This window comes from Winogradskyella psychrotolerans RS-3, from assembly GCF_000427335.1.
In the GTDB taxonomy this organism is placed as follows: domain Bacteria; phylum Bacteroidota; class Bacteroidia; order Flavobacteriales; family Flavobacteriaceae; genus Winogradskyella; species Winogradskyella psychrotolerans.
The window spans coordinates 97,075-120,362 of sequence record NZ_ATMR01000126.1 but is presented as its reverse complement, the minus strand read 5'-3'; the positions used below and the strand labels follow the sequence as shown (position 1 = coordinate 120,362).

The following is a 23,288-nucleotide window of genomic DNA, read 5'->3' as shown; positions in this document are numbered from 1 at the left end:
TTTTTTTATTCTATTTAGATTCTTTAATCAGCGTTCTAACTTTCGCTTCTAGTTCGTCCATAAGATCCGGATTATCTTTAATAATCATCTTCACGGCATCACGTCCTTGTCCAAGTTTTGTGTCGCCGTAGCTAAACCAAGACCCACTCTTTTTAACGATTTCGTGCTCTACTGCTAAGTCTAAAACTTCACCTACCTTAGAAATTCCTTCGCCATACATAATGTCAAATTCTGCCAATCTAAAAGGTGGTGCTACTTTATTTTTAACCACTTTAACTCTGGTTTTATTACCCATTACGTTACTATCGCTATCTTTAATTTGTGTAGATCTTCTAATATCTAAACGTACAGAAGCGTAGAATTTTAAGGCATTACCACCGGTCGTAGTTTCTGGATTACCGAACATTACACCAATTTTTTCACGTAATTGGTTAATAAAGATAACAGTACAATTCGTTTTGCTAATAGAGGCTGTTAATTTTCTAAGTGCTTGAGACATTAAACGTGCATGTAGGCCCATTTTAGAATCACCCATTTCACCTTCGATTTCACTCTTAGGGGTTAGGGCTGCAACAGAATCAATTACAACAATATCAATAGCACCAGATCTAATTAAGTTATCTGCAATCTCTAAGGCTTGCTCTCCGTTATCTGGTTGAGAAATAATTAAATTATCAATATCTACTCCTAACTTTTCAGCATAGAAACGATCAAAAGCGTGCTCTGCATCAATAAATGCAGCAATACCACCTGCTTTTTGAGCTTCAGCAATAGCATGAAGTGTTAAGGTTGTTTTACCAGAAGATTCTGGTCCATATATTTCAATAACACGGCCTCTTGGATAGCCACCAACGCCTAAAGCAATATCTAATCCTAATGAGCCAGAAGGTATAGCTTCAACATCAACAACAGCTTGATCGCTCATTTTCATTACTGTTCCTTTTCCGTAAGCTTTATCTAACTTGTCTAAAGTTAATTTTAAAGCTTTTAATTTTGCATCTTTTTCGCTACTCATATGTTCTATTTTCTTAGAATTCGTCATTAAATAATTATTCAAAAATACCACTTATTTTAATTAATAACATTTCTCGTTTCAAATTACTACAAATGAAAGTGATGATTTTTTGACTTTTTTAAGATTCCAGAGAAATCATAGTGTTAACGAACCTTATTTACCATAAAAAAACCAGAGTATGTATTTACTCTGGTTTCTTATTGAAATAGTTAACCTATTCTTTAAGCTATAGGTTTTTTTGTGATTTTAGGTTTAGAACAACCCAATATAAGAGGCGTCTGTTGTTCCTGTTTGTAAAGTCGCACCTGTAGTGTAGCCATCTGCACTTGTAGTACTAGGATCAAAAATGTAAACTTTGCCTTCACCACCTAAAGATGCTAAAGCCATGTATAATTTACCATCAATTACGCTTGCCCATTGGTATTGACGTAACCATAAATCTAATGGTACATTCATTGTGGTAGCTGTTTTATTATACACGTCAATACGTACAACATCCCAATTAGAACTTGCACTATCTCCTAAATCGGTATTTAAAACAGGTACATAACCAATACCATTACCGACGTAAAACCAACCTGTATTAGCTTCTGCATTATGACCTAAGAGCGACATAATATCGAATTTACCATAAGCTGAATCGTAAGCTCCGTTGCTAATTTTCATAATTGAAACATCTCCAGATGTTATTAATTGGAAGGTATCTCCATTCTCATCTTTATGAGCAACAGGTGTTCTGTAGCCATTGGTAGATCCTTGTGCTAATGTTGAGGTTATCGTAGTTTCGTTTTCTAAAGAAGGATAATCTACGACTAAGGTTTCAACGTTATCATATACCATATCTCCAACCTCACCAGTTAAAGCGTCATAAAAACGTTTAGCAACACCATAGTATAATTTTCCATCAGTAATTACTGGCGCATCTATACGGAAGGTGTAAATACCTTCTGTAGATTCATCTTCGTTGTAAGGAAACTCAAATGAGGCATTCTCTAAAACATTCATAGTACCTAAATCTACGCGAGCTAAAGTTACTGTAGCTGTAGTCTTAATGTATGGTGACGTTTCATCTGTTGGATCTTCGTAGATGTTTTCTGTCGTTACATTATGCAACATCGCGTAGTTATCATCAATTTTTGTCCAACGTGGATATGCTGTTCCCATTACGGCTTGAATATCCGTTGTTAAAAGTAAACTATAGTTTTGTCCGCTGATATAGTCATATTTCGCAATATCGCCACCACCATAATTTAAGTTATATACTGTTTCACCATCATCTGAGGTATACAATCTTGCGGTACGTGTTGATGGAATCTCTTGACCATAACCATTAAATGTAAACGTCTTATTAGGGTCGTTAAGCTCTTCTACAGTTACTCCTTGCGTGTAGGTTTCAGATTCGCCAGTCGGACTAGAACCGATTACTAAGTGGTATGGTCTATAGTTTGAAGGTTCAGATGGTCCTGAGGAAGGAGAATCATCTTCACTACATGAAAAAGTTGCTAAAGTTAATGCCGATATACAGGCGATATTTAAAAATGATTTTAAATTCATAATATTAAATTGTTTTATAAAATTGTAAATGAAAGTTTGCCATAAAACCCTCTTCCGGGTTTTTGAAGCGCGTAATTGTCGAATAATTGATTGTTAAATATGTTTTTTACATCAAAGCTTAGTGATATTTTGTTTTTTGGAAATGTGTAAGCAAAACCAGCATCAAAAGAAACTTGAGAAGGAATTACTGTTTTTCCTGAGCCACCAAGTACACTGCTGCCTCTAAAAAAATCGTGTACATATAGTAAATTAGTGTATGTAGATAGTGTAGACCCTTTTTGAATAAAATTCTGTGTGTTGAATTTTAAGTTGTAGTTCATTGTAAAATAAGGTGTATTGGCAAGTCTTTCGTAACTTGGAGTAATTGGATTTCCATTGACATCATAAGTCACATTATAATCCCTAGCATTAAAAAATGAAGAATTGGCACTAAAGAAAAGCCTTTCTTTATAATTATAGTTTAATGTGAAATCGACACCTTCTGTATAAATTTTTCCAATGTTAGAGTTTTCAAAGAATTCTTCATTACTGCCTGTTGGAAACTGCATAATTAAATCCTCTGTGTCTCTAATAAATAGATTAGCTGTAATACCAAACGTATGTTCTTTAAGCTTTAAGTTATCGTAGGTGAATCCTAAATTGTAGTTGTTGCTGTGCTCTGGTTTTAAGTTTACTGAAGCATTTAAATTTGCTGCGACATTACCAAAGACCTCATTAGCTTCTGGTAAACGAATGGCTTTCTCTGCAGATCCAAATACGGTTAATTTAGGAGAAATCGAATAAGAAATAGAGCCGCCAAAACCAAAATCATTAGAAGTAATATTGTTTTCTTCAATAATGATGGTTGAATTTGATGTGTTAGAAGTTCGCGTTCGTAATTTAGAAGTTCTATCCATATAATACGATTTTCCAAAAACTGAAGTTCTTAGCTTTTCATCAAAGGCACTATTTTCAAATGAAAGCGTTAAGATGGATTTCAAATAGTTGCGTTCTTCTTTTAAGGCGTTTTCTGCAGCAGGAAGCATTGGGTCATCAGAATCTCGCGTAAATGTGTTTAGTAAATGATTTAGCTGAATCGTGTTGTTGTCATTGATGTGGTATGCTACATTAGTACGTGCATTAATCGTTTCATCAATATCTTTTTGAAGTGTTGGATCTCCTGCTTCTGCTCCTGTTGCCCAAACATCAGGATCATTATAGTAACTCGTAGGATAACCTAACCAGCTGTACTGCGTTGCAATAGTATCTATGGTTTTTCTATTAAGACGCGAATACGATGCAAAAGCGCTGATATCTAAATTTTTAATAACTTCTTTTTTTGCATACTCTAGGCTATACATATTAGTATGCTGCTCTGTAAATCGGTTACCGTATACAATTTCCATAGTGGCACCGGTTTGAATTTGTTGATCCATATTGGAAAGTAAAACACCAGCCAAAAACTTATCTGCCCAAGAAACATTTGTATATCCAAATTCAGCTTTACCACCTTGTGATCTGTATCTATCATGAAAACGTTTCGCTCGAATGTAAACATCAGGCGTTCCTGCGGAAAGTGCTACAGCAACTTGGTCTCCCCAAACTTCATAATCGTTATCGGCATAGTTTACAAAGGCAGAACCTCTAGCTGTAAAACCATTTTTATTGTTTCTATAACCACCATTAATATCTGTGCGGTAGGTGCCAAATGATCCCGCCGAAATAGACGCTTTTAATTCATTTTTAGTAATATCATTTAGCACAACATTTATGGCTCCACCCATGGCATCATCAGATAAATGTGGAGGTACAACACCTTTGTAAACTTCAATACGTTTAATTAAAGACGGAGGAATACTGTTTAATGAAAATGAAGGTCCAAAATTTCGAATAGGAACACCATCAATAAAAACTTTTACAGAATTCCCTGTCATTCCGTTTAAGTTATAATGTGCATGAGATCCTAAACCACCAGATTGACGCACTCTAACTCCTGCAGATTGGTCTAATAACTCATTAACTTGAATCGATTGAATTGCCGCTTCTTTAGTTTCTATAACATTAACTGCAAATCCTTTTTCTTCAATTTTTTGCTGTACGGTTTTAGATCTTACAAAAACTTCATCTAAGGCTGAGACTTCTAAAGTAATGTTAACCTCCTGATTTTTTAATGCTAAATCTACCGTTACGGTTTTAGGAATGTCATTTAATGAATAAAAGGCTATGGTGTAAGTTCCGTAAGGAATATCTTTAAAGCTATAGCTACCATTTATATTAGAGTTGGTTTCTTTCGAGATGTCATTCCCATTTAATACAATAAATGTAGAAACAGCAGGTTCATTAGAATTGTATTTTACCTTTCCATAGAGACTTCCATTCTGACTAAAGCCAATGATGCTAAAAGCTAGGAATAAAAAAACAGGAAATATTTTGAAATTGGACACGTCTAAATTTTTGGCAAAAATATCCTTATTTATATTTATTCCAAATAAAAATAGCGATTATTTTAATTTATTTTTAGCGAGGGGTATGCGTATATACAATCATAAAGTAAGATTCATTTTCTATTAGTTTGTAGGTAATTGATTTACTAGTTCTATGGAAGTCTATGCAATAAAAGCATGTCTAAGTTATTCGTCTTTAAAAAGACATCATATTTTTTATTATTTTGACGCAACCATTTTACACTTTTTGCATCTACTAAATGAAAAAGGAAATGATTGCTATGATTGCCCTTAAAAAGTAGAGCTATTTTTCTTCTTTTTAATATAAGCTAGTAAAGCATTAGGTGTTTCAGTTATCGTTTGTTAACCCTCAATAACTGTTAAGCCGATGTAGATTAACTTTTTAATTTGTTTTAAGTTGATAAGTTAATCTAGTAAAGCACTTTGAAATATTCAAGGTGCTTTTTTTTATGCTTATTTTGAAGCGTTTTCAGTAAAAACGATACCTTTGTATTAATGGAATATAAGATTAAGATAGAAGTTGCTCGTTTTTAGAATGATGCTTTTAACTTAAGAATGATTGTAATTTAATTACGGTCTAGTCTTGTTTTTTTGCTCTTAAAGCGAAGCGGTCTTATGTTTTTTATGTAATTCTTTAACCTTAAAAATTAGTATAGCATGCAACTGTACAATAACTTAAGTGCTAAGGAGAGAGCAGAACTTATTGAACAAGCGGGAAAAGAACGCTTAACAGTCTCTTTCTACAAGTACGCCAAAATCAACAATACCGAAATTTTTAGAAATCACCTATTTCTTGCTTGGGACCAATTAGAGGTTCTTGGAAGAATTTATGTGGCAAACGAAGGTATTAATGCCCAACTTTCTGTACCTGCAGAAAATTTTGAGCCATTCAAAAACCATTTAGACACCATTTCATTTTTAGAAAATGTAAGATTAAATATTGCCGTTGAGCACGATAATTTTGCATTTTTAAAATTGAAAGTTAAAGTGCGTAACAAAATAGTCGCAGACGGTTTAAACGATGCATCTTTTGATGTGACTAACAAAGGAGTTCATGTTAATGCTGAAAAGTTTAATGAGCTTATTGAAGATCCAAACACCGTTTTGGTAGATATGCGAAACCATTACGAAAGTGAAATCGGTCATTTTAAAAATGCCGTAACACCAGATGTAGATACGTTTCGTGAATCTTTAGATTTAATTGAAGAAGATTTAAGAGAACACAAAGAAGATAAGAAACTTGTAATGTATTGTACTGGAGGAATCCGATGCGAAAAAGCAAGTGCCTATTACAAGCATAAAGGCTTTAAAAACGTATTTCAATTAGAAGGTGGTATCATCAACTACGTTAGGCAAATTGAAGCTGAAGGTTTAGAAAATAAATTTTTAGGTAAAAACTTCGTATTCGATGAAAGACGATCTGAACGTATTTCTGATGATGTCATTGCGAATTGTCACCAATGTGGAAATCCTGCAGATTTGCATACCAATTGTGCTAATGAAGCGTGTCATTTATTATTTATTCAATGTGATGAGTGTAAAGAAAAAATGGAAAACTGTTGTTCTTCAAATTGTATGGAGATAAACCAATTGCCATTCGAAGAACAGAAAGCACTGCGAAAAGGACAAGGTAATAGTAACGATATTTTCAAAAAAGGACGTGCAGATCATTTACCTTTTAAAAAGGATTTGCGTAATATCTTTGAAAGCTTTGAGCCCAAATAAATCACGCCTTACTCTGTTATATTTGTTTCTAAAATGACAATGCCGTAAGAAGTCCATAAATAGTTTTATCTTTACTCATTAATTATTTACGAATCCTATATCTAGGCTTTTAATGGTCTAGATTTAATATATAAAATTTTATGGCTTGTAACAGTTGCTCAACTGGAGAAGATGGCCAACCAAAAGGATGCAAAAGCAATGGAACTTGTGGTACAGATAGCTGCAATAAACTTACTGTTTTTGACTGGTTAGCTAATATGTCACTACCAAACGGACAAGAACCCTTTATTGGTGTTGAAGTGCGTTTTAAAAATGGTAGAAAACACTATTATAAAAACACCGAAAAACTTACGCTAAGCATAGGAGATATTGTGGCGACTCAGGCAAAATCTGGTCACGATATTGGTATGGTTACACTGACAGGTGAATTGGTAAGTATACAAATGAAGCGCAAAAAAGTAAGACTTGATGACGCTGAAAATGTTTTAAAAATATACCGAAAAGCATCGCAAAAAGACATCGACATTTGGTCTGCCGCTAGAGATAAGGAAGAACCAATGAAGGTTAAAGCACGTCAATTTGCTATAGATTTGAAGCTGAAAATGAAAATTTCAGATATAGAATTTCAAGGAGATGGCAGCAAAGCTACATTCTACTACACTGCAGAAGAACGTGTAGATTTTAGAGAGTTAATTAAAGTCTTTGCACGTGAGTTTAGAACACGTATTGAGATGAAGCAAGTCGGCTTTAGACAAGAAGCAGCAAGGCTTGGTGGTATTGGCTCTTGTGGTAGAGAATTGTGTTGTTCTACATGGTTAACGGATTTTAGATCTGTGAGCACTTCAGCGGCACGCTATCAGCAATTATCTTTAAACCCTTTAAAACTCGCAGGACAATGTGGAAAATTAAAATGTTGTCTTAATTACGAGTTAGATTCTTATTTAGATGCATTAAAAGCGTTCCCTAAAGCGGATACAAAATTATATACTGAAAAAGGAAATGCCGTTTGTCAGAAAACAGATATTTTTAAAGGTTTAATGTGGTATGCTTATGAAGGTGAATGGATGAATTGGCACATTATCACTACAGATCAAGCTAATGAAATTATTAAAAAGAATAAGAATAAAGAAATAGTAGCAAGTTTAGAAGAATATGCTGTTGAGCATATTCAAGACACTAAAAACGAGTTTGAAAACGTTGTAGGGCAAGATAGTTTAACACGTTTCGATAATCCAAAATCGAATAAGAAACGTAAAAACAATAAGAACACCCAAAATAACAACAAAAACAAAACTCGAAATCGAAACCGCAATCAAAGTTCTAATGCAAAGCCAAAGCCAAATGCTAAGAAAAGTTAATGGGTTATTTCTTGTAATTATCAGTTGTTTTTTATTCACAAGTTGCGACTCGGATGCTGTATTTGATACCTACAAATCCGTGCCAAACCAATGGCATAAAGATTCGGTAGCGAGTTTTAAATTTAAAGCACCAGACACATTAAAAAATTATAACTTATTTGTTAATTTAAGGAATACTAATGCTTATAAATTTAGCAACTTATTTCTTATTGTAGATATTGACTATCCCAACGGAAAGGTTGTAAAAGATACTTTGGAATATAAAATGGCAGCACCAAATGGTGAACTTTTAGGTACTGGCTTTTCAGATTTAAAAGAAAATAAATTATGGTTTAGAGGTTTCGATCAGCCTTTTAAATTTAATGAAGAAGGTGAATATACGGTCAACATTCAACACGCTATGCGAAATAATGGTGTTGTTAATGGTGTCGAGAATTTACAAGGAATAACAGATATTGGTTTTAGAGTAGAACAAGCTCAAAAGTAGTGAATATGGCAAAAAAGAAGACAACGAAATCTAAATCAGAAACGTTAGATTTTTCAAAATATGTACGTTGGTTTTGGATAGTATTTTTAGGTGGTATCTTAGCTGTAGTATTAGTATTTCTATTGGCATCTTGGGGAGTTTTAGGTGAAATGCCAGACTATACAAGATTAGAAAATCCTGAAACCAATTTGGCTTCAGAAATAATATCTTCAGATGATCAAACATTAGGTAAGTTTTATTTTGATGATAACAGAACTCCAATTGGTTATGAAGATTTACCAAAAAATTTAGTAGATGCCTTAATTGCTACAGAAGATGTACGTCATTATGATCATTCTGGTATTGATGGCAGAGGAACTCTAAGAGCTTTTGTCTTTTTAGGAAGTAAAGGTGGAGCAAGTACCATATCGCAACAGTTAGCTAGACAATTATTTATTGGTGTTAGGGATAAAGACAATACAACAAATGCTATAATTCAAAAAATACAAGAATGGGTCATAGCCATTCGTTTAGAACGCCAGTACACAAAGGAAGAAATTATTGCCATGTATTTCAATATCTATGATTTTGGTAATAATGGTGATGGTATACGTTCTGCATCTCGTATCTATTTCGGAAAAGAACCAAGAGACTTAGATGTCAAAGAATCAGCAATGTTAGTTGGTATGTTTAAGAATTCTTCCTTATACAACCCAAGACCACATAAGAATCCTGTAGGTGTTAGAAATAGACGAAATGTTGTCTTAGCTCAAATGGCTAAATACGATTACATCACAGAAACAGAAAAAGATTCGCTTCAAAAAACAGAATTAGATTTAAATTATTCACCTGAATCGCATAGAGAAGGGATTGCGACATATTTTAGAGAATACCTAAGGGGTTTTATGAAAGATTGGGCAAAGGATGATAAGAATAGAAAACCAGATGGTGATAAGTACGACTTGTATACTGATGGGCTTAAAATTTTTACAACTATAGATTCGCGTATGCAGCAATATGCTGAAAACGCCGTAAATCAACACATGCCAAGGTTACAAGCTGAATTTGATAATCAGAATACGCCAGAGCGCAATAAAACAGCACCTTTCTTAGATCTTAGTACTGCTGAGGTTAATAAATTGATGAGTGATGGAATGAGACGTGGTGAGCGTTGGAGAATTCTTAAAAAGCAAGGAAAGTCAGATAAGGAAATTGAAGCGTCGTTTCAGAAACCAACGGAAATGAGGGTTTTTAAATGGATAGATGGTGATGCTAGTGAGATAGATACCATTATGAAACCTATAGATTCTATGCGTTATTATAAATCGTTTTTACGCACAGGAATGATGTCTATGGACCCACAAACGGGTCATGTAAAAGCTTGGGTTGGAGGTATGAATTATAGACACTTCCAATACGATATGGTAAATCAGGGAGCGCGTCAAGTCGGTTCTACGTTTAAGCCTTTTGTTTATGCTACAGCAATCGATCAATTACAGTTGTCTCCTTGTGATATATTTCCAAGAGCACCAATTACAATTGAAGCCAATAAATTTGGAAATCCAGAACCTTGGACAACTAAAAATTCGGATGGTAACTATTCAGGTGAGCAAACGCTAAAAGATGCCTTAGCGAGTTCAACAAATACAATTACAGCACGTTTAATGAATGAAGTTGGACCACAACCTGTTGTTGAAATGGCTAGAAAACTGGGGATTACATCAGAGATTCTACCAGTTCCGGCTATTGCTTTAGGAACAGCAGATATCAGTGTTTATGAAATGGTTGCAGCCTATTCTACGTTTGCGAATAAAGGGGTTTACAACAAACCCGTAATGGTGACGCGTATTGAAGATAAAAATGGTACGATTCTATATCAATTTGTTCCTGAGAGTAAAGATGTGTTAAGTGAAGAAGTTGCTTATGTAACTGTAAATCTTATGGAAGGTGTTACAAAAGCGGGTTCCGGAGGACGTTTAAGATCTAAAGGAGTTGATAAGTACAATCAAATGTATAGAGAAGTCATGACGGGTTATCCTTATGATTTACAAAATCCAATTGCAGGTAAAACAGGTACTACGCAAAACCAGAGTGACGGTTGGTTTATGGGTATGGTGCCAAATTTAGTTACTGGTGTTTGGGTTGGTGCAGAAGATAGAGCAGCGCATTTTAGAACCATTACTTATGGTCAAGGTGCTTCAATGGCATTGCCAATTTGGGGATTATACATGAACGCTTGTTATGCAGATGAAACCTTAGAAGTGTCTAAAGGACAATTTGAAAAACCTTCAAATTTAAAAATTGATATTGACTGTACAGCTAAAGACGAAGGCGATATTCTTGATGAGTCTGATGGTGTCGATAATATTCAGTTAGATTTCTAGTTACCCGGAATAATCACACTCTTCTTTTATGACTATTAATTATAAATTTAGGACTTAGTTTTGTATTTTTCAGAAGCAAAATTTTTCTAAATATGATTAATAAAAAAGTGGACAATATTTCTGAAGCTCTAAAAGGCGTCAGTGATAATATGACCTTTATGTTCGGTGGTTTTGGCTTATCTGGAATACCAGAAAATGCCATTGCCGACCTCGTAAAACGTAATATAAAAGGACTGACTTGTATATCTAATAATGCCGGAGTCGATGATTTTGGCTTAGGCTTATTACTACATCAAAAGCAAATTAAAAAGATGGTCTCATCTTATGTTGGTGAAAACGATGAGTTTGAACGACAAATGCTTTCAGGTGAATTAGACGTTGAGTTAATTCCTCAAGGTACCTTAGCAGAACGTTGTAGAGCTGCACAAGCAGGATTTCCTGCCATATACACACCTGCGGGCTATGGAACAGAAGTTGCAGAAGGTAAAGAAACCCGAGAATTTGATGGAAAAATGTATGTCTTAGAGCATGCCTTTAAAGCTGACTTTGCTTTTGTAAAAGCATGGAAAGGTGATGCTGCCGGCAACTTAATATTTAAAGGAACGGCTCGTAATTTTAATCCTGTAATGTGCGGAGCAGCAAAAATAACAGTTGCTGAGGTTGAAGAATTAGTACCAGTCGGAGAGTTAGATCCTAATCAAATTCATGTACCAGGTATTTTTGTGCAACGTATTTTTAAAGGAGAAACATACGAAAAGAGAATTGAGCAACTAACGGTAAGACAAAAGAGTTAAATAGTATATAAAGTTTGTCATTCCTGCGAAGGCAGGAATCCACTAGTAGAGATAAAGTTTTAATTAAATAGATTCCTGCTTTCGCAGGAATGACAGTAGATATGTTAGATAAAAACGGAATAGCAAAACGAATTGCAAAGGAAGTACAAGATGGATATTACGTAAACTTAGGTATTGGTATACCTACGTTAGTTGCTAATTATGTAAGGGATGATATTGAAGTAGAATTTCAGAGTGAGAATGGTGTTTTGGGAATGGGGCCATTTCCTTTTGAAGGAGAGGAGGATGCAGATATTATTAATGCAGGAAAACAGACCATAACAACATTGCCAGGAGCTTCATTTTTTGATTCAGCAATGAGTTTTGCTATGATTAGAGGTCAACACGTTGATTTAACGATACTTGGAGCAATGGAAGTGTCAGAAAATGGTGATATAGCCAATTGGAAAATTCCAGGTAAAATGGTTAAAGGGATGGGAGGCGCTATGGATTTAGTGGCTAGTGCAGAGAATATAATTGTAGCTATGATGCATACCAATAGAGCAGGTGAGTCTAAGTTGCTCAAAAATTGTTCTTTACCGTTAACAGGAGTTGGTTGTGTGAAGAAAATAGTAACAAATATGGCGGTTATAGAAGTAACACCAAAAGGGTTTAAACTTTTAGAACGCGCACCTGGAGTCTCTATAGAAGACATCAAAAAATGCAACAGAGGGAGAGCTGATTATTGAAGGAGATATACCTGAAATGCCATTATAAATAATTCTATAATATAAAACTAGAGCCGTTATTTTATAACGGCTTTTTTGTGAGTAAATTCCTCATTTAGGGCTCTTAATGTTAAAAATAATTGCATTTCATCGATTTATAATGTATTTAGGCAGATATATTGAAAATATATTCCATATTGCAGTCCCCAAATTAACCTATTATTAACTGATTTAACATAAACCGCAATTTACCTTTTTGCCCCAAATCGATCATAAATTCCTGCTTATGAAAACTCAATCAAATCTACCAGAACCTACTTTAAATGAAGATTACCAATTTTCAGCATTAGAAGACACTTTAGAGTTAGTCTCAAATGTTTTAAAATTAGCAAAAAGAGTATTCATGCTATAATCCTTTCGGAATAGCATGAATTAGCTTTTTTGTGTATGCTTGCTTTGGAGACGCATAAATAAGATCAGCATCTCCAATTTCTTCAATTTTTCCTTGATTCATTACTAATAACTGATCTGCCATATATTTTACAACAGCCAAATCGTGTGAAATAAATATATAGGTAAACCCAAATTGGGCTTTTAGATCATTCAATAAATTTAAAACTTGTGCTTGTACAGAAATGTCTAAAGCCGAAACCGATTCGTCACAAACTATAAGTTGCGGTTCTAAAGCAATTGTCCTTGCGATACCCACACGTTGACGTTGACCTCCAGAAAATTCATGAGGATAACGATCAAAAGCTGAAGCATCTAAACCAACTTTTTCTAAAATATCTATTACTTTTTCTTTTCGTGCTTTGTTAGACGTTTCGATATTATGAACAATCATCGGTTCCATAATAGCATTGCCAACGGTTAACCGAGGATTTAAAGAAGCGAAGGGATCCTGAAAAATAATCTGAATATCTTTTCGCAGCGTCCGCATTTCAGAACGACTTAAATTGATAATGTCTTTTCCTTTATATAAAATACGTCCAGATGTGGCTTTGTCTAGTTGTAAAATCGCATTACCTAGAGTAGATTTACCACAACCAGATTCACCTACCAAACCTATAGTTTCACCAGGGTACACTTTAAAGCTTACACCATCAACAGCATTAAAGGGTTGGTCTTTTGTGAACCATCCTGTTTTTGAGAAATATGTTTTTTCAACATCTATAACTTCTAATAACGGTTTCTGTGCATATAGTTTTTCGTGATTTTCTGCTCTTTCTAAATCTGAAACAATTGCTGTACTCACCTTATCAGTCATAAAATCTGAAATTGTCGGTAATTGTTTTAATCTAAATTCAGTTGAAGGTCGTGCTCCGATTAATGCTTTCGTATAATTATGTTCCGGATAATTAAATATGGTGTCCGTAGTGCCTTGTTCTACAATTTCTCCTCTATACATTACGAGGACACGATCTGCGAGTTCGGAAACCAAGGATAAGTCGTGCGAAATAAACAATACACTCATTTTTGTTTCGGTCTGAATGGTTTTCAACAACTCTAAAATCTCTTTTTGAACCGTAACATCTAGAGCTGTTGTTGGCTCATCCGCAATTAATAGTTGTGGTTTGCAGGCAATGGCCATGGCAATCATGACGCGCTGTTTTTGTCCACCTGAAATTTCATGAGGATAAGCTTTGTAGATCCGTTCTGGATTGGGAAGCTTTACTTTTTCAAATAAATTTAATACTTCGGTCTTTAGTTCTGAATTAGATAATTTGAAATGTTGTTCTAAGATTTCTTCAACCTGTCTACCACATCGCATCGAGGGATTTAAAGAACTCATAGGTTCTTGAAAAATCATCGCAATGTCTTTTCCTCTTTTGGCTTGAAATTCTTTTTCAGACAAACCAACTAAATTTTCATTTTTAAATAAGATAGAACCAGAAGTAATTTTAGAAATCTGCTTAGGTAATAAACCCATTAAAGCTAATGATGAAATAGATTTTCCAGAACCAGATTCACCAACAACAGCTACAATTTCATTTGGATTAATATGAAAGGAAACATTTTTAATAATTTCCTTTTCAATTTTATCCTTATAAAAGGAAATTTGTAGTCCCTTAACTTCTATTAATTTCTCATTTGCCATATGTAAATGTAGTTATTTTCTTCAATAGTGCTGTGGTAAAACCGTAACCTTAAAAAAGACACGTATGTTTCAACGAAAACGTTTTCGTTAAATTGTGATTTTAACAAAATTTTAATACTTTCAAGAAAATTAACAAATAAATAATCATAAATAATCCCTATTTAGTATGAAAAAAAAGTATTTTAATGGTGTTTGTGTAATCATATTAATGCTGTCTGTTCTATCAGCATATGCACAAACCGATTCTCAAAAAGAACAGATCACAAGTCGCTATGATAAACTAGCGATTAAAGAATTAAGTGAAAATTTTAATAAACTAGCTAAAGCCGAAAAAGATTTTGCTACACAGATGGCATTAGTTAATGGTTGGCCACTTATTATTAAAACTGAAGATTCTTATATGGAACTTCAAAAAATCTCTTCAGAAGGAAAACCTATTTATTACAGCACATTTAATGTCGCTGCAGCAAAGTCTACAAGAGCAAATCATTTAAATTCTGGTGGTTCTTTAGGATTGAGCCTCGATGGTCAAAATATGATAGCCCATGTTTGGGATGGGGGTTTAGCGCGTGCATCTCACCAAGAATATGATGGACCTGGTGGTAATAACAGATTTTCGATAGGAGATGGCACCACAACCTTAAATTACCATTCTGCACATGTTACAGGAACTATTATTGCATCTGGTGTTGTTGCTAATGCAAAAGGAATGGCTCCTCAGGCAAGTGCTGTGGGTTATGAATGGAATAACGATACGTCTGAGGCCGCAACAGCTGCAGGAAACGGAATGTTAATTTCAAATCATTCTTATGGGTATGCGGCTAGAAATTCAGCTGGACAAGCTCAATTGCCTAGTTATTATTTTGGAGGTTATATTACGGATTCTAGAGATTGGGATGACATTATGTTTAATGCACCAAATTATTTAATGGTTGTTGCCGCAGGTAATGATGGTTCTGATAATTCAGCAAATAGTTCACCTTTAGCTGGAAATTCTTCCTATGATAAACTTTCTGGTCATGCAACGGCTAAAAACAATATGGTTGTAGCCAATGCTAATGATGCTAATATTGATGCTAGCGGAAACCTTGTAAGTGTAACGATAAACAGTAGTAGTAGCGAAGGACCTACCGATGATTATAGAATTAAGCCGGACATTACAGGTAATGGGACAGCTGTATATTCTACATATGAGTCTAGTAATACAGCATATGCTAGTATCACGGGTACGTCTATGGCATCACCAAATGTTGCAGGTTCTTTATTATTACTACAACAACATGCTAACAATGTAAACGGGAGTTATATGAAAGCTGCTACTTTAAAAGGATTGGCACTTCATACTGCAGATGATGCCGGTACTAGCGGACCAGATGCTGTCTTTGGTTGGGGTTTAATGAATACCAAGCGTGCTGCTGAAGCAATTACAAGCAATGGAAATGAATCTAAAATTGAAGAGTTAACACTATCTAATGGACAGTCTTATCAAATTACTGTAGACTCTGACGGCATAAATGATTTATATGCTTCAGTTTCTTGGACGGATAGAGCAGGGACAGCGTCTACAGCTGTAAATTCTACTGCATCTAATTTAGTTAATGATTTAGATATTAGAGTGACTAAAGGAGGTACAAGTTATACTCCTTGGAGATTAACAGGAGTTACAACAAATGGAAAAGGAGACAATACTAAAGATCCTTACGAACGTGTCGATGTCGCAAATGCTTCCGGAACGTATACGATTACAATTACGCATAAAGGCTCATTAACAGGTGGAAGTCAAAACTATTCATTAATTGTTACAGGCTTATCTGGAACGCCAATAGTTTGCAGTGCAACGACACCAACAGGTTTATCTATTGATGGGTTTGGGTCTTCTACAGCAACTATATCTTGGGATGCTGTAACTGGTGCGTCTTACGATTTTAGATACCGTCAAGTCGGAACATCGACATGGACAACATCTGCAGTTTCAGGAACATCAACATCTCTGTCTGGTTTATCTTCAGAAACGTCTTATGAAGTGCAGGTAAGAAGTCAATGTGCAGATAGTTCAACATCAAGTTATACAAGTTCTGTGAATTTTACGACAACAGAAGTGCAATTAAACTATTGCACGTCAACAAGTAGTAATGTTAATGATGAGTACATTAGTAGAGTGCAATTAGGAACTATTAATAATTCCTCTGGAGCACAGTTTTATTCGGATTTTACAAATATGTCAACCAATTTAACTCAAGGCCAAAGTTATACGGTAAGTGTAACTCCAACTTGGACGGGGACTCAATATAATGAAGGGTATTCCGTATGGATTGATTATAACCATGATGGTGATTTCTCAGATTCGGGAGAACAAGTTTTATCACAAGCAGCAACACAAACGTCACCTGTTAGTGCAAGCTTTACAATACCAGCAGGAACCTATTCTGGAGCTACAAGAATGCGTGTGTCTATGAGTTATAATGCGATTCCTACAGCGTGTCAATCATTTACTTATGGTGAAGTTGAAGATTACACCGTTAACTTAATTGCAGGCACTGCAGATACAACAGCGCCAGTTATTACGCTAAATGGAGCAGCGACCATTAACTTAGAAGTTGGAGATACTTACAGTGAGTTAGGGGCAACTGCAACAGATAATAGTGATGGTAATTTAACATCGAGTATCGTCATCACAGGAACGGTAAATACCAATTCAGCAGGAACTTATATCAAATATTATAACGTAAGTGATGCAGCAGGAAATACAGCAACGCAACGCACAAGGTCGATTGTTGTAACACAGCCTGCAGACACCACTGCACCAGTAATTACTTTAACAGGAGCGTCAACAATTAACTTAGAAGTTGGAGATACTTATAATGAGTTGGGGGCAACTGCAACAGATAATATTGATGGCAACTTAACGTCGAGTATCGTAATCACAGGAACGGTAAATACAAATTCAGCAGGAACCTATACTAAATATTATAATGTAAGTGATGCCGCTGGAAACTCAGCAACGCAACGCACTAGGTCTATTGTGGTAACGCAACCTTCTACTGGTGATTGTTCAGGTGGTATTTCTATGTTTCCTTATTCTGAAAGTTTTGAAAACACTTTAGGATCTTGGTCTCAAAGTTCTAGCGATGATTTTAATTGGACCAATAGAAGTGGAAGTACACCATCTAGCAATACAGGTCCTTCAAGTGCCGATACTGGTTCTTATTATGTGTTTATGGAATCGTCTTCACCTAATTATTCTACAAAAAGAGCAATTCTAAACTCTCCTTGTTTTGATTTAGGAAGTGCATCACAAGCGACTTTTACTTTTAAATATCATATGTATGGTACGACTGCAATGGGAAGTTTAGCTTTAGAAGTAAGTGGTGATAATGGATCATCTTGGACAAGTATTTGGAGTGAGTCTGGTAATCAGGGAAATTCATGGTTAACAGGTAGTGTGAATTTAGCTGCTTATGTTGGTAGTTCAATTCAATTACGTTTTAATGGAATTACAGGAACAACTTGGCAAGGTGATATGGCTATTGATGCTGTTAATCTTACTACAAGTGGAGGTTCTAGTTCATGTTCTGATGTGTCACTTTCAATTACATTTGATAATTATCCTGAAGAAACGGCTTGGAGTATAAGAGATGCATCTGGCAGTACAGTGGCTTCTGGAGGAACTTATGGCTCTCAGGCAGATGGTTCTACTTTAACTGTTGATGTAGGCTGTTTAGAAGATGGTTGCTACGATTTTATAATTACTGATGTTTATGGAGATGGTATTTGCTGTTCTTATGGGAATGGTTCTTATTCTCTAACAAATTCAGATTCGGGAGTAATTTTAGTATCTGGTTCATCATTTACAAGCTCTCAAACGACTAATTTCTGTTTAGGCAATGTGGGGAGTTCAACCTTAGATACGAATCCTGGTACAATCTCAGATAATCCAAACCAATATTTTAAAGTACATCCAAATCCTGTTAAGCAGACGCTTAATATTGATTTAGTTGGTTTTGAAGCACAAACATTTCAAATTACAAATATGTTAGGACAGACGGTAGCAAAAGGACGTTACACCTCGGCAATTGATGTCTCTAAATTTGATAGTGGTGTTTATATGTTACAAGTAAACATTGGTGAGAAAACTAAAGTAAAGCGATTTATTAAGGAATAAGATCTTAATGAACTAGTTGAAAATGAAAAGTCCAGATTTTAAATCTGGACTTTTTTTACACATGCTTTATTTCATTGTCGTGAAGTAATTCATCTCCTCTTAATCTTAAGAATATTTGAGCTACAGCAATCGTATCTTTTTCACAATAGACAACAATACGATCAACTTCTTTTTCTTTGTAATAAACGCGGTAAACTTCACTGCCATCAATATCATCTTTAGGTGAAGGAATGCCTAAAACGTTCGTCAATAATTTTAAAGAAGTGTATGTTTTGTAATCTCCAAATTTCCATAACTCTAAAGTATCGAGATGAGGTACTTCCCATGGTTTTTTGCCGAAGAGATTTAGTTTGTGAGGTAATTCTATGTTGTGGATAATCATGCGTCTGGCAATGTATGGAAAGTCGAATTCCTTACCATTATGGGCACATAATAAATGCTTATTAGAGCTAAAATGTGAAATCAGTAAATTTTTAAAGTCCTTTAATATTTTAATTTCATCTCCATAAAACGACGTGACTCTAAAGGTTCGTGATTCACCTTCTATATTAAAATACCCAACGGAAATGCATACAATTTTTCCAAACTCAGCCCAAATGCCTGCTCTGTCGTAAAATTCTTCGGCTGTAAATTCTTCTTTGCGTTGATAGCGCGATTTAGCATCCCAAAGATCTTGTTTTGTTTTGTCTAAATCAGTGAAATTTTCCGTTTCAGGAACAGTTTCTATGTCTAAGAATAGAATATGTTCTAGGTTGAGTTTTGAAATCATAGGTGTCAATTTTTAAACCTCAAAAGTTTAAAAAGCCTTAGAGATTTTAATTCTAAATAAGTCTATTTCTTCATCATCGCATAAGCTTCATCAATATAAACATAAAAATCCGAAGGGAAAAAATTAACTTTCTCAGGACTTCTATGATGTCCTAGTCTGATAATGATGATGTTATCTTCAGGAATTGTAATTACATATTGCCCTAAAATACCAATCATTGCAAAGGTGTGTTTATTGTTATAATCACTTATCCAAAAACCATAACCATAGGGCTGACCTTTAAATCTAGATTGGGTTGAGGTGGCTACAAAAGTAGAATCTAGTAGTTGTTTGCCATTCCATTTTCCATGGTCTTTGTAGAGCTTACCAAAGCGCGCAAAATCGCGAGCATTACTAGAAATACAGCAAAAGGCTTTTGCTAATTTATTTTTATCATCATCTAATTGCCATAAGGCATCGTTTTCTGCTCCTAAAGGTTGCCAAAAACTTTCAGAAAGATATGTTGCTAGTTGTTTTCCGGTGGCTTCTTTGATGACCATACCTAACAATTGTGTACTGCCACTTAAGTATTCAAATTCTTTACCAGGTGTTTTTACGACTTTCTGATTTAAAATTGTTTCAGCTAAATCATCATCATAATTCGCTCTTGCCGTAATAGAAAATGGGCTTGTATAAGATTCTACCCAATCTAAGCCAGAAGACATAGACGATAAGTCGCCAACTGTTGTTTTTGTACCTTTAAATTGCGGGTAAAAATCACTAATGGGTTGATCTAAATTCTTTATATAGCCATCCATAATCGCCTTACCAAGTAAAGCTGAGGTGATACTTTTAGCCATTGAAAATGAATTGGTTTTAGAATCTTTACTGTAATCTTCAGCATAATTTTCATAGAAAATACTATCATTTTTTATAATCAAATACGCAATTGTACCATACTGATCATTTATTGCTTTTAATGCATCTGTAGCAGTTACCGAATTGTAATTTTTGTGTAATGGCCAGTCATCCGTTGTTGTCCCTTTTTTAATCGTATCATTTTCAAAATAAGGGTAATCGTCAATAAAGGCTGTAGAATGGCCTGTGAAATAAACAACACGGACACCTTTTAAGATGTAATCATAATCAAAAATATAAGCAGCAATAACTAATGCGACAATAATTCCGATGAGCCATTTTAGTAATTTTTTGATGAATTTCATGTGTTTATACGTATTGGTTTTTAATTGTCATAGGCTATTTGCTAAATATGACTTGTTTATCTGAGACGTTTGCGAAACGCTAGTTTTGTAGGAGCAATTTAAAAACTAAATATAGTAAAATTCTGACTAAAAAAGTGACTGTTGTTTATGTTCGCTTTCATGATTTAGTAACCATTGTTTTCTATATAATCCACCAGCATAACCTGTGAGACTTCCACCACTACCAATCACACGGTGGCAAGGTATAATAATCCAAAGCGGATTTTTTCCATTGGCACTTGCAGCAGCTCGTATGGCTTTTACATCACCTAATTGTTTGGATAATTGTAAATAGGATATGGATTTACCAAATGGAATAGTTTCCAATTGCTTCCATACTTTTTTCTGAAAATCAGTGCCTTCAGGATGTAATTTTAAGTCGAAATTTTTTCTAGTAGTGTTGAAGTATTCTTTAAGCTGAATCACACAATCTAATAAGGCTTCTGGAATACTTTCTGATAATTCTTCTTGTGTATTTACAATTGAAACCGAGGAAATACCATCTTCATTACCACTAATTTTTGCATGTCCAAGTGGAGTTTCAATATAGCAGATTTGTAGAGGTAACTGTTCCAATAAAAAGTTTAGTTTTCTGGATTATCATTCTCAATGATACCCAAACGTTTTGCTCTAGATTCCCAGCTTCGTCTTGCCAAAAGCTGTAAGTCAGATACATTATCGCTTTCGTCCATAATTTCAAGTCCAAGGAGTGTTTCTATAACATCTTCCATAGTTACTAAACCACTTACGGTACCGTATTCATCTACAACCAAAGCCAAATGATTTCTGCTTTCTACCAATTGTTCAAATAATTTTGGAATTGGTAAACTACGATTCACAATAATGATGCTTCGTTTAATATCAGCCAATAATTTAGAACCATTACCAAGCGCCATTTCTTTAAAGACTTCAGCTTTTAAAACCAAACCTGTTATATTATCAGATTCATCAGTAAAAACAGGAATCCTAGAAAATCGAATATTAGAATTGGCTTTAAAAAATGTTTCAATCGTCAAACTTTCGTCTTCAGTTTTCATAACTGTACGCGGTGTCATCACATCTTTGGCTTGTACTTCTTTAAAGTTTAGTAAGTTTTTAATGACTTTACTTTCGTTTTCTTCAAAAACACCTTCTTCGTGAGCAATCTCTGCCATAGCAGCAAAACTTTCTCGACTTAAAATACTACCATGACCTTTACCGCCAATTAGTTTTGTGGTGAGTTGAAGTACCCACAAAATACCAGTCCATTTTAGTGGAAATATTAAAATATTTAAAGCTTTTGCCGTAAAATTAGATAATTGTCTCCAATAGGTAGCTCCTATAGTTTTAGGTATAATTTCTGAAGCTACTAATATTAGAATCGTCATAACCGTAGACACAACAGCAACCATGATATCTTCTGTAAACTCAAAACCTAAAATAGAGCGTTTTGTAGTACCATAAATTTCTACATAAGCAACTTTTGCCTGTACACCAACTAAGATGGCACCAACAGTATGTGCAATAGTATTTAATGTTAGAATAGCAATTAATGGACGATCGACATCCTTTTTTAGTTCTTCTAATTCAAGAGCATAAGCTTTACCTTCTTTCTTTTTAATATTAAGAAATGTTGGTGTTAAGCTTAAAAGTACAGCCTCTAAAATAGAACACAAAAATGAAAAGAAGATAGATATGACAGCGTAAAAAATGAGTAAGCCCATTAATGTTTTGAAGTTTTTAGATGTACAAAGTTACGAAATGAATACGAATTTAAAGCTAGCTATTTTTTTAGTTATTACTAAGTTATAGTTAATAATCAAAAAGAACAAGTTAAGAAAAAATTGTAAATTTAGAGTTATGAGAAATACAATTTTAATAGTCGTTTTACTAGGGTCATATAGTTTATCTGCACAAATTAAGGGAAAGATAACATATCGTCTCGAAACAATTAAGGACAGTATAGAGCAACCTTTTGAAAATAAGGAAAACACAGATGCTCAAAATGAAGTATTTGCATTGATGCACGAATCGCAACCCGTTGAAGGCTATTTGATATTTAATGATAGTATTGCAATTTATAATGTAGAGCCTAAAATTGATATTCCTGGATGGAATAATGGCAGTGACGGACTTATAATTACGCGAAGTAATATTAATTTGTCATGGATAATGGCTGGAGGAAGTACAACCTATTACAATGATTGGAGTCGGGATTATAGTATTACTCAAAATTCTGTATCGGGACCTACCAAAAGAGTTATACAAAAACCAAAAGAATGGACCATTACGGAAGAATCTAAAGTTATAGATGGCTATACGTGCTATTTAGCAACTATAGATAAACGCAACGATAAGAAAGTAAAAGCGTGGTTTACACCAGAAATCCATGTAAAACATGGTCCAAGAGGTTTTAACGGTTTACCCGGTTTAATTATGAAAATTGAAGATGTTGTATTGCTATGGACCGTAACAAAAATTGATATTGATAATCCTGAAGCTGATGATATAATAGAACCCATTGAAGGAGAATTACTAACACAAGAAGAGTATATAAAATCTAGTGGTAACCCTTTTGGGGATAACTAAAGT

At 34.5% G+C, this 23,288-nt stretch carries 16 protein-coding genes and 1 pseudogene; 9 read left to right on the top strand and 8 right to left on the bottom strand.

Translation table 11 applies throughout. The annotated features are described in order from the left end of the window. Nucleotides 1–10: 10 nt before the first annotated feature. From recA to ADIWIN_RS13240, 3 genes are all read right to left on the bottom strand, one after another. On the bottom strand, nucleotides 11–1,015 hold the full coding sequence (gene recA / locus ADIWIN_RS13250; protein ID WP_040757350.1) for a recombinase RecA: 1,005 nt from the start codon (nucleotides 1,013–1,015) through the stop codon (nucleotides 11–13). A 252-nt stretch (nucleotides 1,016–1,267) separates the two neighbouring features. Continuing rightward, nucleotides 1,268–2,569 (bottom strand): DUF4374 domain-containing protein, encoded by a 1,302-nt coding sequence (locus ADIWIN_RS13245; protein ID WP_020895150.1) that lies wholly within the window; start codon nucleotides 2,567–2,569, stop codon nucleotides 1,268–1,270. A gap of 14 nt (nucleotides 2,570–2,583) precedes the next feature. Continuing rightward, the gene (locus tag ADIWIN_RS13240) at nucleotides 2,584–4,992 is read right to left on the bottom strand and encodes a TonB-dependent receptor (protein WP_020895149.1); all 2,409 of its coding nucleotides are present in this window, start codon (nucleotides 4,990–4,992) and stop codon (nucleotides 2,584–2,586) included. A gap of 678 nt (nucleotides 4,993–5,670) precedes the next feature. On the opposite strand from ADIWIN_RS13240, the gene trhO reads away from it, so the two are divergent. The 7 genes and pseudogenes from trhO to ADIWIN_RS21665 all read left to right on the top strand — a co-directional run bounded on the left by trhO (nucleotide 5,671) and on the right by ADIWIN_RS21665 (nucleotide 12,859). Beyond that, nucleotides 5,671–6,738, top strand: a complete 1,068-nt coding sequence (trhO, locus tag ADIWIN_RS13235; RefSeq protein ID WP_020895148.1) for an oxygen-dependent tRNA uridine(34) hydroxylase TrhO — start codon at nucleotides 5,671–5,673, stop codon at nucleotides 6,736–6,738. A 140-nt stretch (nucleotides 6,739–6,878) separates the two neighbouring features. Further along, nucleotides 6,879–8,096, top strand: a complete 1,218-nt coding sequence (locus ADIWIN_RS13230) for a PSP1 domain-containing protein (protein WP_020895147.1) — start codon at nucleotides 6,879–6,881, stop codon at nucleotides 8,094–8,096. Further along, a complete protein-coding gene (locus ADIWIN_RS13225) occupies nucleotides 8,080–8,583 on the top strand; it encodes a gliding motility lipoprotein GldH (protein ID WP_040757328.1) in 504 nt (167 codons plus the stop codon). Before ADIWIN_RS13230 ends, ADIWIN_RS13225 begins: the two co-directional genes overlap by 17 nt. Before the next feature lie 5 nt (nucleotides 8,584–8,588). Continuing rightward, nucleotides 8,589–10,946, top strand: coding sequence for a penicillin-binding protein 1A (locus tag ADIWIN_RS13220; RefSeq protein ID WP_020895145.1), 2,358 nt, complete (start codon nucleotides 8,589–8,591; stop codon nucleotides 10,944–10,946). Nucleotides 10,947–11,038: 92 nt separating this feature from the next. Continuing rightward, nucleotides 11,039–11,740, top strand: a complete 702-nt coding sequence (locus ADIWIN_RS13215) for a CoA transferase subunit A (RefSeq protein ID WP_020895144.1) — start codon at nucleotides 11,039–11,041, stop codon at nucleotides 11,738–11,740. 101 nt (nucleotides 11,741–11,841) lie between these two features. Then, a pseudogene (locus ADIWIN_RS13210) lies at nucleotides 11,842–12,496 on the top strand (CoA transferase subunit B). 237 nt (nucleotides 12,497–12,733) lie between these two features. Continuing rightward, nucleotides 12,734–12,859 carry a hypothetical protein gene (locus ADIWIN_RS21665; RefSeq protein ID WP_020895142.1) on the top strand — a complete coding sequence of 42 codons (126 nt, stop codon included), beginning with the start codon at nucleotides 12,734–12,736 and terminating at the stop codon, nucleotides 12,857–12,859. Here ADIWIN_RS21665 and ADIWIN_RS13205 read toward each other — a convergent pair. Then, nucleotides 12,854–14,545 (bottom strand): ABC transporter ATP-binding protein, encoded by a 1,692-nt coding sequence (locus ADIWIN_RS13205; protein ID WP_020895141.1) that lies wholly within the window; start codon nucleotides 14,543–14,545, stop codon nucleotides 12,854–12,856. The genes ADIWIN_RS21665 and ADIWIN_RS13205 overlap by 6 nt on opposite strands. Before the next feature lie 166 nt (nucleotides 14,546–14,711). On the opposite strand from ADIWIN_RS13205, the gene ADIWIN_RS13200 reads away from it, so the two are divergent. Next, complete coding sequence (locus ADIWIN_RS13200; protein WP_040757327.1) at nucleotides 14,712–18,707, top strand: immunoglobulin-like domain-containing protein; 3,996 nt, start codon at nucleotides 14,712–14,714, stop codon at nucleotides 18,705–18,707. 55 nt (nucleotides 18,708–18,762) lie between these two features. Here the strand turns inward: ADIWIN_RS13200 and ADIWIN_RS13195 are convergent, their stop codons facing one another. The 4 genes from ADIWIN_RS13195 to ADIWIN_RS13180 form a co-directional block, all read right to left on the bottom strand. Continuing rightward, nucleotides 18,763–19,476 carry a 3'-5' exonuclease gene (locus ADIWIN_RS13195; RefSeq protein WP_020895139.1) on the bottom strand — a complete coding sequence of 238 codons (714 nt, stop codon included), beginning with the start codon at nucleotides 19,474–19,476 and terminating at the stop codon, nucleotides 18,763–18,765. Nucleotides 19,477–19,538: 62 nt separating this feature from the next. Further along, nucleotides 19,539–20,678, bottom strand: coding sequence for a serine hydrolase domain-containing protein (locus tag ADIWIN_RS13190; RefSeq protein WP_020895138.1), 1,140 nt, complete (start codon nucleotides 20,676–20,678; stop codon nucleotides 19,539–19,541). Between the two features lie 126 nt (nucleotides 20,679–20,804). Then, a complete protein-coding gene (locus ADIWIN_RS13185; protein WP_020895137.1) occupies nucleotides 20,805–21,293 on the bottom strand; it encodes a methylated-DNA--[protein]-cysteine S-methyltransferase in 489 nt (162 codons plus the stop codon). A gap of 8 nt (nucleotides 21,294–21,301) precedes the next feature. Then, the gene (locus tag ADIWIN_RS13180; protein ID WP_020895136.1) at nucleotides 21,302–22,420 is read right to left on the bottom strand and encodes a CNNM domain-containing protein; all 1,119 of its coding nucleotides are present in this window, start codon (nucleotides 22,418–22,420) and stop codon (nucleotides 21,302–21,304) included. 136 nt (nucleotides 22,421–22,556) lie between these two features. Between ADIWIN_RS13180 and ADIWIN_RS19685 the strand changes: the two genes are divergently transcribed. Next, nucleotides 22,557–23,285, top strand: coding sequence for a GLPGLI family protein (locus tag ADIWIN_RS19685; RefSeq protein ID WP_020895135.1), 729 nt, complete (start codon nucleotides 22,557–22,559; stop codon nucleotides 23,283–23,285). Nucleotides 23,286–23,288: the final 3 nt, after the last annotated feature.